The following is a 13,928-nucleotide window of genomic DNA, read 5'->3' on the forward strand; positions in this document are numbered from 1 at the left end:
CTTCAGATGTCCGCACCTTCCAACAGCCCCATCGTGCGCGTGCCGTTCAGCCAATTGCAGGGGCTGCTGCAAGCGATTTTGCAGCGCCACGGCTGCAGCGAAAGCGTGGCCGGCGTGCTGGCCCACAACTGCACCAGCGCCCAGCGCGACGGTGCCCACAGCCATGGCGTGTTCCGCATTCCAGGCTACGTCTCGACCTTGGCCAGCGGCTGGGTGAACGGCCAGGCCTTGGCGCAGGTCACCGACGTGGCGCCGGCGTATGTGCGCGTCGATGCCGGCGGCGGCTTTGCCCAGCCAGCCTTGGCCGCCGCCCGTGGCCTGCTGGTGGAGAAGGCGCGCACCGCCGGCATTGCCGTGCTGGCGATCCACAATTCGCACCATTTCGCCGCGTTGTGGCCCGATGTCGAGCCATTCGCCGATGAAGGCCTGGTGGCCTTGAGCGTGGTCAACAGCATGACCTGCGTGGTGCCGCACGGGGCGCGCAAGCCGTTGTTCGGCACCAACCCGATCGCCTTCGCCGCGCCCTGCGCCGGGCATGATCCGATCGTCTTCGACATGGCCACCAGCGCCATGGCCCATGGCGATGTGCAGATTGCCGCGCGTGCCGGGCAGCAGCTGGCGCAAGGGATGGGCGTGGACGCCAGTGGCCAGCCGACCACCGACCCCAAGGCGATCCTCGAAGGGGGCGCGTTGCTGCCGTTCGGCGGGCACAAGGGCTCGGCGCTGTCGATGATGGTCGAGCTGCTGGCGGCGGCGCTGACCGGCGGGCATTTCTCCTGGGAGTTCGACTGGTCGGGGCATCCGGGGGCGAAGACGCCCTGGACCGGGCAGTTGATCATCGTCATCGACCCGAGCAAGGCCGAAGGCGAGCGGTTTGCCTTGCGCAGCCGTGAGCTGGTCGAACAGATGCAGGCGGTGGGGTTGTCGCGGATGCCGGGTGAGCGGCGTTATCGGGAGCGGGAAATCGCCGAGCGCGAAGGGGTGGCGGTGACCGAGCGGGAGCTGCAGGAGCTTGAGGCGTTGGCAGGCTGAACCGGCCTCATCGCCGGCCAGCCGGCCCCCATGCAATCTTGCATAGACAACCTTGCACATTAGGTGATGTTCCTTGCCCGCGACTGCGGGTATCCTCAGGGCAGTCTTTCCGAACTGTCCTGATCCAAGGAGCTGCACGCTGTGTTCAAACATGTCGATGCCTATGCCGGCGACCCGATCCTCTCGTTGATGGAAACCTTCAAGGCCGACCCGCGCGCCGACAAGGTCAACCTGAGTATCGGCCTGTACTACGATGAGGCTGGCGTGGTGCCGCAGCTGGCGGCGGTGGATGCGGTGGAAAAACGCATCGCTGGGGTAGACCACGAAGCCTCGCTGTACCTGCCGATGGAAGGCCTGGCCGCCTACCGCCAGGCGATCCAGGCGCTGCTGTTCGGTGCCGAGCACCCGGCGGTGACCGGCAAGCGCGTGGCCACCGTGCAGACCGTCGGCGGCTCCGGCGCGCTGAAAGTCGGTGCCGACTTCCTCAAGCGCTACTTCCCGCAGTCCGAAGTCTGGGTCAGCAACCCGACCTGGGACAACCACCGCGCCATCTTCGAAGGTGCCGGGTTCAAGGTGAACACCTACCCGTACTTCGACCAGGCCACCCGCGGCGTCGACTTCGACGGCATGCTGGCCACCCTGCAGGGCCTGCCGGCCAACAGCGTCGTGCTGCTGCACCCGTGCTGCCACAACCCCACCGGCGCGGACCTCGAGCCGCAGCAGTGGCAGCAAGTGGTGGAAGTGGTCAAGGCACGCCAGCTGATCCCGTTCCTCGACATCGCCTACCAGGGCTTCGGTGAAGGTCTGGTCGAAGATGCCTTCGCCATCCGCGAAATGGCCCGTGCCGGCGTACCGTGCCTGGTCAGCAACTCGTTCTCGAAGATCTTCTCGCTGTATGGCGAGCGCGTCGGCGGCCTGTCGGTGGTCTGCGACGACGAAGCCACCACCCAGAGTGTGCTCGGCCAGCTCAAGGCGACCGTGCGCCGCAACTACTCCAGCCCGCCCAACTTCGGCGCCCAGCTGGTGGCCGGGGTGCTGGGCGATACCGCCTTGAACGCCCAGTGGGCGGCAGAGGTGGAGGTGATGCGCAAGCGTATCCTCGACATGCGCCAGGCGCTGGTCGATGCCCTGGCCGTGCTGCTGCCGGGCCAGGACTTCCAGTTCTTCCTGCGCCAGCGCGGCATGTTCAGCTACACCGGTTTCAGCGTCGAGCAGGTGCGCCGGCTGCGTGACGAGTTCGGCGTGTACCTGATCGACAGCGGCCGGGTGTGCATGTCGGGCCTGCGTCCGGCCAACCTGCAACGGGTTGCCGAGGCGTTTGCCGCCGTTCAGAGGTGATGTGACGCAAGGGGCCGCTTGGCGGCCCAATCGCCGGCAAGCCGGCTCCCACAGGCGCCGCACCAAGGGCTGTTTGTGGGAGCCGGCTTGCCGGCGATTGGGGCGCGAAGCGGCCCCTTTGCTCATCCAGTTGTCATGACAAGTGCAACCGTCCCTCGGGTGGGGCTTTCCAAAGTGCAACCATCAGCGCACAATCGCGCCCTTCTTTATTCGGTTGAGTAGGGCGGAAGGTCTATTTCGCCATTCTCAGCCTGTTGCAGTCTTGCGAGTGGAGCTTCACCCGGAATGAATGAGCAGGCCCCAAGCGTTGAACAACGCTTTGAAGAATCGACCCCGGCAACGCTGCAGAGCTGGTCGCGTCACGACACCACCTGGATGCTTGGCCTGTTTGGCACCGCCATCGGCGCCGGCACGCTGTTTCTGCCGATCAACGCCGGGCTTGGCGGCTTCTGGCCGCTGCTGATCCTGGCCGCGCTGGCCTTCCCCATGACCTACTTCGCCCACCGTGGCCTGACCCGCTTCGTGCTCTCCGGGCGCAATGGCGGCGACATCACCGAAGTGGTCGAAGAGCATTTCGGCATCACTGCCGGTGCGCTGATCACCGTGCTGTACTTCTTCGCCATCTTCCCGATCCTGCTGATCTACAGCGTGGCCCTGACCAACACGGTCAGCAGCTTCATGGAGCACCAGCTGCACATGGCACCGCCACCGCGGGCGCTGCTGTCGTTCGTGCTGATCCTCGGCCTGCTGGCGATCGTGCGCTGCGGTGAGCAGGCCACGGTCAAGGTCATGAGCCTGCTGGTCTACCCGTTCATCGTCGCCCTGGCGCTGCTGGGCCTGTACCTGGTGCCGCACTGGACTGGCGGCATCCTCGACAGCGCCAGCCAGGTGCCGTCGGGCTCGGCCTTCCTGCACACCGTTTGGCTGGCGATTCCGGTGATGGTGTTCTCGTTCAACCACTCGCCGATCATCTCCGCCTTCGCCGTCGACCAGAAGCGCCGCTACGGCGAGCACGCCGACCAGCGCAGCGGGCAAATCCTGGCCCGTGCGCACCTGCTGATGGTGGCCATGGTGCTGTTCTTCGTGTTCAGCTGCGTGCTGACCCTGGACAGCGCCCAGCTGGCCGAGGCCAAGGCGCAGAACCTGTCGATCCTGTCCTACCTGGCCAACCACTTCAGCAACCCGACCATCGCCTTCGCCGCGCCGCTGATTGCCTTCGTCGCCATCGCCAAGTCGTTCCTGGGCCACTACATCGGCGCCAGCGAGGGCCTCAAGGGCATCATCGCCAAGACCGGCGCGCGTCCGGGGGCCAAGGCCCTGGACCGAGTGGTCGCGGCGCTGATGCTGGTGGTGTGCTGGATCGTCGCCACGCTCAACCCGAGCATCCTCGGCATGATCGAATCGCTCGGCGGCCCGATCATCGCGGTGCTGCTGTTCCTGATGCCGATGTACGCCATCCGTCGCGTACCTTCGATGCGCAAGTACAGCGGCGCGCTGTCCAACGTGTTCGTCACGGTGGTCGGCCTGGTCGCGCTGACCTCGGTGGTGTACGGCCTGCTGGCCTGATACCTGCCCTGATGCAAGCAATGCCCGGTTGGCTTGTCGCCACCCGGGCATTTTTTTGTCCACAATAATTGTCTGGCAATAGAACAATTTTATCGCCCCCCATAGGCACCCGGCCGCCTTCATGCTTAACTCAGGGTCTTTTTCAAACCCCGCATAAGGATTTCGTCCATGGCTCAAGTGACTCTCAAAGGCAACCCGGTGCAAGTCAAAGGCAACCTGCCGCAGGCCGGTGCCCAGGCGCCTGCTTTCTCGCTGGTAGGTGAGGGCCTTGCCGACAAGTCGCTCAAGGACTTCGCTGGCAAGCGCAAGGTGCTGAACATCTTCCCAAGCGTCGACACCCCAACCTGCGCCACCTCGGTTCGCAAGTTCAACGCCCAGGCCAATGACGTGGCCAACACCGTGGTGCTGTGCATCTCCGCCGACCTGCCGTTCGCCCAGGCCCGCTTCTGCGGCGCCGAAGGCTTGGACAACGTCAAGAACCTGTCGACCCTGCGCGGTCGCGAGTTCCTCGAAACCTACGGCGTGGCCATCGCCGACGGCCCGCTGGCTGGCCTGGCTGCCCGCGCGGTAGTGGTGCTGGACGAGAACGATAAAGTGCTGCACAGCGAGCTGGTTGGCGAAATCGCCGACGAGCCGAACTACGAAGCAGCGCTGGCTGTTCTGAAATAAGGATTGCCCAGGGGGCGGTTCTGGCGACGGAACTCTCCAGGCCTTCCTCTCTCCAAGCAACGCCCTGAAACGGCCCGGAATACTTTCCGGGCCGTTTTCATTTAAAGTTCAGCGTCTTGGCAACGTCAGGCAAAGGTAAACCTCTGGTAAAGGCCCTTTGCTAAAACGATGCCAGTGCTTATCGTTCACCCTCCCCAAGCCGTCATCTCGAACAAGGTTCGTTCAACCCATGCAAGCTTCTGTCTCCCGATCCCCCCGTCGCTGGCTCGTCGGCCTGCTGATCCTGCTGCTGGTGGCCCTGCTGGCCTGGTGGCTGTGGCCTGCAACGCCTGCCCATAAAGAGGCGGTGGGCGGGCGCCCGAGCAAAGGCATGGGCATGGGCGGGCGCCCAGGCTTCGGTGGCTCCACTGACCCTGTGCCGGTGCGTGTCGACCCGGTGCGGGTGGGCGACTTCCCGCTTTATTACAAGGCCCTGGGCACGGTCACCGCGCTCAACACGGTCAACGTGCGCAGCCGCGTTGCCGGCGAGCTGGTCAAGATCCACTTCAAGGAAGGCCAGCAGGTCAAGGCGGGCGACCTGCTCGCAGAGATCGACCCACGCCCCTACCGCATCGCCCTGCAGCAGGCCGAAGGCACCCTGGCGCAGAACCAGGCCCAGCTGAAGAACGCCCAGGTCGACCTGGCGCGCTATAAAGGCTTGTTCGCCGAAGACAGCATCGCCAAGCAGACCCTCGACACCGCCGAGGCCCAAGTGGCGCAGTTCCTGGGGCTGGTCAAGACCAACCAGGCCCAGGTCAACGACGCCAAGCTCAACCTCGACTTCACCCAGATCCGCTCGCCGATCAATGGCCGCGTGGGCCTGCGCCAGCTCGACCTGGGCAACCTGGTGGCGGCCAACGACGCCACCGCCCTGGTGGTGATCACCCAGACCGAGCCGATCAGCGTGGCCTTCACCTTGCCGGAAACCGAGCTGAGCACCGTGCTCGAGCGCTACCGCAGCGGCGCCAGCCTGCCGGTCGAGGCGTGGGACCGCAGCGACAATAAAATGCAGGCCACGGGCGTGCTGGGCAGCATCGACAACCAGATCGACACCACCACCGGCACCCTGAAATTCAAGGGCCGCTTCGAGAACAAGGACCTGGCGCTGTTCCCCAACCAGTTCGTCAACGTGCGCTTGCTGGCCGACACCCTCAAGCAGGTGGTGCTGGCCCCGGCGGCGGCGATCCAGTTCGGCAATGACGGCACCTTCGCCTATGTGGTCAATGACCAGAACACGGTCAACATTCGCAAGCTCAAGGTCGGCGCCAGCGACGGCCAGAACAGCGTGATCGTCGAAGGCCTCAAGGCCGGCGAGCGCCTGGTGCTCGAAGGCACCGACCGTCTGCGCGAAGGCACCAAGGTGGAAGTGGTCGAAGACAGCTCGCAAGTGCCGACCACCCCCGGCCAGCACCTGCAAGGCCAGGACGCCAAAGGCTCGGCCCAGGCCGATGAAGCCCAACCCGGCAAAGCAGCAGGCAAGGCGGGCGCATGAACCTGTCGCGCCTGTTCATCCTTCGCCCGGTCGCCACCACGCTGAGCATGCTGGCCATCGTCCTGGCCGGCCTGATCGCCTACAAGCTGCTGCCAGTCGCCGCGCTGCCCCAGGTCGACTACCCGACCATCCGCGTCATGACCCTGTACCCCGGCGCCAGCCCCCAGGTGATGACCAGTGCCGTCACCGCGCCGCTGGAGCGCCAGTTCGGCCAGATGCCCGGCCTGACCCAGATGGCCTCGACCAGCTCCGGCGGCGCCTCGGTGCTGACCCTGCGCTTCAGCCTGGACATGAACATGGACGTGGCCGAGCAACAGGTGCAGGCCGCGATCAACGCCGCCAGCAACCTGTTGCCCAGCGACCTGCCGGCGCCGCCGGTGTACAACAAGGTCAACCCGGCCGACACGCCGGTGCTGACCCTGGCAATTTCCAGCAAGACCATGCCGCTGCCCAAGCTCAACGACCTGGTCGATACCCGCGTTGCGCAGAAGCTCGCGCAGATCAGCGGGGTGGGCATGGTCAGCATCGCCGGCGGCCAACGCCAGGCGGTGCGGGTCAAGGTCAACGTCGATGCGCTGGCCGCCAACGGCCTGAACCTGGACGACGTGCGCACCCTGATCGGTGCCTCCAACGTCAACCAGCCCAAGGGCAATTTCGACGGCCCGACCCGGGTGTCGATGCTCGACGCCAACGACCAGCTGCGCTCCCCCGAGGAGTACGCCAACCTGATCCTGGCCTACAACAACGGCGCGCCGCTGCGCCTGAGGGACGTTGCCGAAATCGTCGATGGCGCCGAGAACGAGCGCCTGGCCGCCTGGGCCAACCAGAACCAGGCGGTGTTGCTGAACATCCAGCGCCAGCCGGGGGCCAACGTCATCGAGGTGGTAGACCGCATCAAGGAACTGCTGCCCTCGATCACCGACAACCTGCCGGCCGGCCTCGATGTCTCGGTACTCACCGACCGCACCCAGACCATCCGCGCCGCGGTCAAGGACGTGCAGCATGAACTGCTGATCGCCATCGTCCTGGTGGTGATGGTCACCTTCGTGTTCCTGCGCCGTTTCAGCGCCACGCTGATTCCCTCGATCGCCGTGCCGTTGTCGCTGATCGGCACCTTCGGGGTCATGTACCTGGCCGGCTTCTCGATCAACAACCTGACGCTGATGGCCCTGACCATCGCCACCGGTTTCGTGGTCGACGATGCCATCGTCATGCTGGAGAACATCTCCCGCCACATCGAAGAAGGCGAGACGCCGCTGCAGGCAGCGCTCAAGGGCGCCAGGCAGATCGGCTTCACCCTGATCTCGCTGACCTTCTCGCTGATCGCGGTGCTGATTCCGCTGCTGTTCATGGCCGATGTGGTCGGCCGGCTGTTCCGCGAGTTCGCCATCACCCTGGCGGTGGCGATCCTGATTTCCCTGGTGGTGTCGCTGACCCTGACGCCGATGATGTGCGCGCGCCTGCTCAAGCGCGAGCCCAAGGAAGAAGAGCAGGGCCGCTTTTACCGCGCCAGCGGCGCCTGGATCGACTGGCTGATCGAGCATTACGGCCGTGGCCTGCAGTGGGTGCTCAGGCACCAGCCGCTGACCCTGCTGGTGGCCGTGGCCAGCCTGGGCCTGACCGTGGTGCTCTACCTGGCGGTGCCCAAGGGCTTCTTCCCGGCCCAGGACACGGGCGTGATCCAGGGCATTTCCGAGGCGCCGCAGTCCACCTCGTTCGCCGCCATGAGCGAACGCCAGCAGGCCCTGAGCAAGGTGATCCTGCAGGACCCGGCGGTGCAGAGCCTGTCGTCCTACATTGGTGTCGACGGCGACAACGCCACGCTCAACAGTGGCCGCCTGCTGATCAACCTCAAGCCCCACGGCGAGCGTGACGTGACCGCGGCCGAGGTCATCGGCCGCCTGCAGCCGCAACTGGACAAGCTGGTCGGCATCCGCCTGTTCATGCAGCCGGTGCAGGACCTGAGCATCGAAGACCGGGTCAGCCGCACCCAGTACCAGTTCAGCCTGTCCTCGCCCGACGCCGACCTGCTCGCGCAATGGAGCGGCAAGCTGGTCGAGGCCCTGCAGCAACGCCCGGAACTGCAGGACGTTGCCAGTGACCTGCAGGACAAGGGCCTGCAGGTGTACCTGGTGATCGACCGCGACATGGCCAGCCGCCTGGGCATCAACGTGGCACAGATCACCAACGCCCTGTACGACGCGTTCGGCCAGCGGCAGATCTCCACCATCTACACCCAGGCCAGCCAGTACCGGGTGGTGCTGCAGGCACGCGACGCGGCCACCATCGGCCCGCAGGCGCTGGAGTCGATCCACGTCAAGTCGGCCGATGGCGGCCAGGTGCGCCTGTCGGCGCTGGCGCGCATCGAGCAGCGTCAGGCTCAGCTTGCCATTTCGCACATCGGCCAGTTCCCGGCGGTGATGATGTCGTTCAACCTGGCCCATGGCGCGTCCCTGGGCGAGGCGGTCCAGGTGATCGAGCAGGTGCAGCAGGACATCGGCATGCCGATCGGCGTGCAGACCAAGTTCCAGGGCGCCGCCGAGGCGTTCCAGGCGTCGCTGTCGAGCACCTTGCTGCTGATCCTGGCGGCCGTGGTGACCATGTACATCGTGCTCGGCGTGCTCTACGAGAGCTACATCCACCCGGTGACCATCCTCTCGACCCTGCCATCGGCGGCGGTCGGCGCCTTGCTCGCGCTGATCATCAGCGGCAACGACCTGGGCATGATCGCCATCATCGGCATCATCCTGCTGATCGGCATCGTCAAGAAGAACGCGATCATGATGATCGACTTCGCCCTCGAGGCCGAGCGCCACCAGGGCATGAGCCCGCAGGATGCCATCTACCAGGCCGCGCTGCTGCGCTTCCGGCCGATCCTGATGACCACCCTGGCCGCGCTGTTCGGCGCGGTGCCGCTGATGCTCGCCACCGGCTCCGGCGCCGAGCTGCGCCAGCCGCTGGGCCTGGTGATGGTCGGCGGGTTGCTGGTGAGCCAGGTGCTGACCCTGTTCACCACCCCGGTCATCTACCTGTACTTCGACCGCCTGGCACGCCGCTGGCGCCCGGCCACCGATACCCAGCAGGCCCAGGCATGAATCTGTCGGGCCCGTTCATTCGCCGGCCGGTGGCGACCATGCTGCTGAGCCTGGCGATCATGCTGCTCGGTGGCGTCAGCTTCGGCCTGCTGCCGGTGGCGCCGCTGCCGCAGATGGACTTCCCGGTGATCGTGGTGCAGGCCAACCTGCCCGGCGCCAGCCCCGAGGTCATGGCCGCCACCGTGGCCACGCCGCTGGAGCGCAAGCTGGGCAGCATCGCCGGGGTCAGCACCCTGACCAGCAGCTCCAACCAGGGCTCGACCCGGGTGATCATCGGCTTCGACCAGGGGCGTGACATCGACGGCGCGGCGCGCGAGGTGCAGGCGGCCATCAACGCCACCCGCAACCTGCTGCCCAGCGGCATGCGCAGCATGCCCACGTACAAGAAGTTCAACCCGTCCCAGGCACCGATCATGGTCTTGTCGCTGACCTCGGACGTGCTGCAGAAGGGCCAGCTGTACGACCTGGCCGACACCATCCTGGCCCAGAGCCTGGCCCAGGTCATCGGGGTAGGGGAGGTGCAGATCGGCGGCAGTTCGCTGCCGGCGGTGCGCATCGCGGTGGAGCCGCAGCTGCTCAACCAGTACAGCCTGTCGCTGGACGAGGTGCGCACGGCGGTGGCCAATGCCAACCAGCGCCGGCCCATGGGCTATGTCGAAGACCCCGAGCGCAGCTGGCAGGTGCGCGCCAACGACCAGCTGGAAACCGCCAAGGACTACGAGCCGATCGTGATCCGCCAGGCCAATGGCACGATCCTGCGCCTGTCTGACGTGGCGACCGTCACCGACAGCGTCGAGAACCGCTACAACAGTGGCTTCTTCAACGACCAGAGCGCGGTGCTGCTGGTGGTCAACCGCCAGAGCGGCGCCAACATCATCGAGACGGTCGACCAGATCAAGGCGCAGTTGCCGGCGCTGCAGTCGCTGCTGCCGGCCAACGTGCAGTTGAACGTGGCCATGGACCGCTCGCCGGTGATCAAGGCCACCCTCAAGGAGGCCGAGCACACCTTGCTGATCGCCGTGGCGCTGGTGATCCTGGTGGTCTACCTGTTCCTCGGCAGCCTGCGCGCCTCGTTGATCCCGAGCCTGGCGGTGCCGGTGTCGCTGGTGGGCACCTTCGCGGTGATGTACCTGTGCGGGTTCTCGCTGAACAACCTGTCGCTGATGGCGCTGATCCTCGCCACCGGCCTGGTGGTGGACGATGCCATCGTGGTGCTGGAGAACATCTCCCGGCACATCGAGGATGGCCAGCCGCCGATGCGCGCAGCGTTTCTCGGCGCCAAGGAAGTCGGCTTCACCTTGCTGTCGATGAACGTCTCGCTGGTGGCGGTGTTCGTCTCGATCCTGTTCATGGGCGGCATCGTGCGCAGCCTGTTCCAGGAGTTCTCGATCACCCTGGCGGCGGCGATCATCGTCTCGCTGGTGGTGTCCTTGACCCTCACACCGATGCTCTGCGCCCGTTGGCTCAAGCCGCACCGGGCCGAACCGACCCGCCTGCAGCGCTGGAGCGACAACCTGCACCGGCGCATGGTCGGCGCCTATGACACCAGCCTGGGCTGGGCCCTGCGCCACAAGCGCCTGACCCTGCTCAGCCTGCTGGCGACCATTGGCCTGAACATCGCGCTGTACGTGGTGGTGCCCAAAACCCTCATGCCGCAGCAGGACACCGGCCAGCTGATCGGCTTCATCCGCGGCGACGACGGCCTGTCGTTCAGCGTGATGCAGCCGAAGATGGAAATCTACCGCCGCGCCTTGCTCGCCGACCCTGCGGTGCAGAGCGTGGCCGGCTTCATCGGTGGCAACAGCGGCACCAACAACGCCATGGTGCTGGTGCGCCTCAAGCCGATCAGCGAGCGCAAGCTCGACGCGCAGAAGGTCATCGAGCGCCTGCGCAAGGAAATGCCCAAGGTGCCGGGTGGGCGGCTGTTCCTGATGGCCGACCAGGACCTGCAACTGGGCGGCGGTGGCCGCGACCAGACCTCCTCGCAGTACCTCTACACCCTGCAGAGCGGCGACCTCGCGGCCCTGCGCGAGTGGTTCCCGAAAGTGGTGGCGGCGATGCGCGCGCTGCCCGAGCTCACCGCCATCGACGCCCGCGACGGCTCCGGTACCCAGCAGGTGACCCTGGTGGTCGACCGCGACCAGGCCAAGCGCCTGGGCATCGACATGGACATGGTCACCTCGGTGCTCAACAACGCCTACAGCCAGCGGCAGATCTCGACCATCTACGACAGCCTCAACCAGTACCAGGTGGTGCTGGAGATCAACCCCAAGTACGCCTGGGACCCGAGCACCCTGGAACAGGTGCAGGTGATCACCGGCGACGGCGCGCGGGTGCCGCTGTCGACCATCGCCCACTACGAGAACAGCCTGGCCAACGACCGGGTCAGCCACGAGGGCCAGTTCGCCTCCGAGGACATCGCCTTCGACGTTGCCGAAGGCTACAGCACCGACCAGGCCATGGCCGCGGTGGAGCGGGCGGTGGCCAAGGTCGGCCTGCCCGAGGAAGTGATCGCCAAGCTCGGCGGTACCGCCAATGCCTTCGCCAAGACCCAGGAAGGGCAGCCGTTCATGATCCTCGGCGCGCTGGTGCTGGTGTACCTTGTGCTGGGCATCCTCTACGAAAGCTACATCCACCCGCTGACCATCCTCTCCACCTTGCCCTCGGCCGGGGTCGGCGCCTTGCTGGCCTTGTACGCCACGGGCGGGGAGTTCAGCCTGATTTCGCTGCTGGGCCTGTTCCTGCTGATTGGCGTGGTGAAGAAGAACGCCATCCTGATGATCGACCTGGCGCTGCAGCTGGAGCGCCACCAGGGCCTGACCCCGGAAGAGTCGATCCGCCGCGCCTGCCTGCTGCGCCTGCGGCCGATCCTGATGACCACCCTGGCCGCCATCCTCGGCGCCTTGCCGCTGCTGCTCAGCAGTGCCGAGGGCGCCGAGATGCGCCAGCCGCTGGGCCTGACCATCATTGGCGGGCTGGTCTTCAGCCAGGTTCTGACCCTTTACACGACGCCGGTGGTGTACCTCTACCTCGACCGCCTGCGCCACCGATTCAACCGTTGGCGCGGCGTGCGCACCGACGCCGCCCTGGAAACTCCGCTATGACTTTTGCCCAGACCCCACTTCACCGTGCCCTGCAGCTGCTGACTCGCGGGCGCGGCTCGCGCCTGGTCGGCGCCGGGCTGTGCGTGGCGCTGCTCAGCGCCTGTACCTTGAGCCCGGACTACCACCGCCCCGAGCTGAGCACCCCGGCGCAGTTCAAGCAGGCCGAAGGCTGGACCCAGGCCAGCCCGTCCGATGCCATTGCCCGTGGCGCCTGGTGGGAGGTGTACGGTGACAAAGGGCTCAATGCCCTGGTCGAGGAGCTCAACCGCAGCAACCAGACCGTCGCCCAGTCCGAAGCCCAGTACCGCCAGGCCCAAGCGCTGGTGCGCAGCAGCCGCGCCTCGCTGTTCCCGAGCCTGGACCTGAGCGCGAGCAAGAACCGTTCGGCCCAGGGCACCGGCAGCTCAAGTTCCAGCTTGTCGAACAACAGCAGCGGCATTCGCAACACCTACAACGCGCAGCTGGGCGTGAGCTGGGAAATCGACCTGTGGGGCAAGCTGCGCGAGACCCTCAACGCCAACGAGGCGAGCGCTGAAGCGAGCTTTGCCGACCTGGCCGCCATCCGCCTCAGCCAGCAGTCCGAGCTGGTGCAGAACTACCTGCAGCTGCGCGTGATCGACGAGCAGAAGCGCCTGCTGGAAGCCACCGTGGCGGCCTACCAGCGCTCGCTGCGGATGAACGAAAACCAATACCGCGCCGGGGTTGCCGGCCCGGATGCGGTCGCTCAGGCGCGTACCCAGCTCAAGAGCACCGAGGCCGACCTGATCGACCTGATCTGGCAGCGCGCGCAGTTCGAGAACGCCATTGCCGTGTTGCTGGGCCGGGCGCCGGCAGACTTTGCCCTGGCCGACAGCAAGAACATCCCGGCCTTGCCGCAGATTCCCGTCAGCCTGCCGTCGCAACTGCTCGAACGGCGGCCGGACATTGCCTCGGCCGAACGTAACGTGATGGCGGCCAACGCCAACATCGGCGTGTCCCGCGCCGCCTACTTCCCGGACCTGAGCCTGAGCATGAGCGGCGGCTACTCCAGCAGCAGCTTCAGCAACTGGATCGAGTTGCCCAACCGCTACTGGTCGGTGGGCCCGCAGCTTGCCTTGACCCTGTTCGATGCCGGCAAGCGCAGCGCCGAAGTGGACCGTACCGTCGCGGTGTACGACCAGACCGTGGCGCAGTATCGCCAGACCGTGCTCGATGGTTTCAAGGAAGTGGAGAACTACCTGGTGCAACTGAAGGTGTATGCCGACGAGGCCGGGGTGCGCCAGGAAGCGCTGGATGCAGCCCGTGAATCGCTGCGCCTGACCGAGAACCAGTACCGCGCCGGGCTGATCGGCTACCTGGATGTGGTGAACGTGCAGACCACCGCGCTGAGCAACGAGCGCAGCGTGCTGAACCTGCTGCAGGGGCGCTTGGTGGCCAGTGTGCAGCTGATTGCCGCGCTGGGCGGTGGCTGGGACGCAGAACAGGCGTTTGCCCAGCAGCAATGAGGCCCCCCGCAATCTCTGAAGTCTCCTACCCCCCCCTGTGGGAGCCGGCTTGCCGGCGATGAGGCCCGAACAGGCTGACCGAATCCGCCTGCTCCGGCCCATCGCCGGC

Annotated in this window: 8 protein-coding genes; all 8 read left to right on the forward strand. The window is 66.1% G+C overall.

What is annotated here, in order from left to right; translation table 11 throughout:
- The first annotated feature begins 6 nt into the window (after positions 1 to 6).
- The 8 genes from ACIPG5_RS21405 (at position 7) to ACIPG5_RS21440 (ending at position 13,819) form a co-directional block, all read left to right on the forward strand.
- Positions 7 to 1,032 carry an Ldh family oxidoreductase gene (locus ACIPG5_RS21405; RefSeq protein ID WP_176510787.1) on the forward strand — a complete coding sequence of 342 codons (1,026 nt, stop codon included), beginning with the start codon at positions 7 to 9 and terminating at the stop codon, positions 1,030 to 1,032.
- Positions 1,033 to 1,173: 141 nt separating this feature from the next.
- Entirely contained in the window at positions 1,174 to 2,370 is a 1,197-nt protein-coding gene (locus tag ACIPG5_RS21410) for an aromatic amino acid transaminase (RefSeq protein WP_401377975.1), read from the forward strand.
- A gap of 285 nt (positions 2,371 to 2,655) precedes the next feature.
- A complete protein-coding gene (locus ACIPG5_RS21415) occupies positions 2,656 to 3,936 on the forward strand; it encodes an HAAAP family serine/threonine permease (protein WP_176510789.1) in 1,281 nt (426 codons plus the stop codon).
- 168 nt (positions 3,937 to 4,104) lie between these two features.
- Positions 4,105 to 4,605, forward strand: coding sequence for a thiol peroxidase (gene tpx / locus ACIPG5_RS21420; RefSeq protein ID WP_176510790.1), 501 nt, complete (start codon positions 4,105 to 4,107; stop codon positions 4,603 to 4,605).
- 229 nt (positions 4,606 to 4,834) lie between these two features.
- Positions 4,835 to 6,136 (forward strand): MdtA/MuxA family multidrug efflux RND transporter periplasmic adaptor subunit, encoded by a 1,302-nt coding sequence (locus ACIPG5_RS21425; protein ID WP_176510791.1) that lies wholly within the window; start codon positions 4,835 to 4,837, stop codon positions 6,134 to 6,136.
- The gene (locus tag ACIPG5_RS21430; RefSeq protein ID WP_236235733.1) at positions 6,133 to 9,231 is read left to right on the forward strand and encodes an MdtB/MuxB family multidrug efflux RND transporter permease subunit; all 3,099 of its coding nucleotides are present in this window, start codon (positions 6,133 to 6,135) and stop codon (positions 9,229 to 9,231) included. The genes ACIPG5_RS21425 and ACIPG5_RS21430 overlap by 4 nt, the downstream gene beginning before the upstream one ends.
- The gene (locus ACIPG5_RS21435; RefSeq protein WP_176510793.1) at positions 9,228 to 12,335 is read left to right on the forward strand and encodes an efflux RND transporter permease subunit; all 3,108 of its coding nucleotides are present in this window, start codon (positions 9,228 to 9,230) and stop codon (positions 12,333 to 12,335) included. The genes ACIPG5_RS21430 and ACIPG5_RS21435 overlap by 4 nt, the downstream gene beginning before the upstream one ends.
- A complete protein-coding gene (locus ACIPG5_RS21440; RefSeq protein WP_401377981.1) occupies positions 12,332 to 13,819 on the forward strand; it encodes an efflux transporter outer membrane subunit in 1,488 nt (495 codons plus the stop codon). Before ACIPG5_RS21435 ends, ACIPG5_RS21440 begins: the two co-directional genes overlap by 4 nt.
- Positions 13,820 to 13,928 lie beyond the last annotated feature (109 nt).

The sequence above is a fragment of the Pseudomonas sp. NPDC087029 genome, from assembly GCF_044745345.1.
Classification (GTDB): domain Bacteria; phylum Pseudomonadota; class Gammaproteobacteria; order Pseudomonadales; family Pseudomonadaceae; genus Aquipseudomonas; species Aquipseudomonas faucium.

Bases quoted from the DNA above. Each gene is read 5' to 3' on its own strand.
- ACIPG5_RS21425 (WP_176510791.1), top strand. From the start codon at position 4,835: ATGCAAGCTTCTGTCTCCCGATCCCCCCGTCGCTGGCTCGTCGGCCTG.
- ACIPG5_RS21430 (WP_236235733.1), top strand. From the start codon at position 6,133: ATGAACCTGTCGCGCCTGTTCATCCTTCGCCCGGTCGCCACCACGCTG.
- ACIPG5_RS21440 (WP_401377981.1), top strand. From the start codon at position 12,332: ATGACTTTTGCCCAGACCCCACTTCACCGTGCCCTGCAGCTGCTGACT.
- tpx (WP_176510790.1), top strand. From the start codon at position 4,105: ATGGCTCAAGTGACTCTCAAAGGCAACCCGGTGCAAGTCAAAGGCAAC.
- ACIPG5_RS21435 (WP_176510793.1), top strand. From the start codon at position 9,228: ATGAATCTGTCGGGCCCGTTCATTCGCCGGCCGGTGGCGACCATGCTG.
- ACIPG5_RS21405 (WP_176510787.1), top strand. From the start codon at position 7: ATGTCCGCACCTTCCAACAGCCCCATCGTGCGCGTGCCGTTCAGCCAA.
- ACIPG5_RS21415 (WP_176510789.1), top strand. From the start codon at position 2,656: ATGAATGAGCAGGCCCCAAGCGTTGAACAACGCTTTGAAGAATCGACC.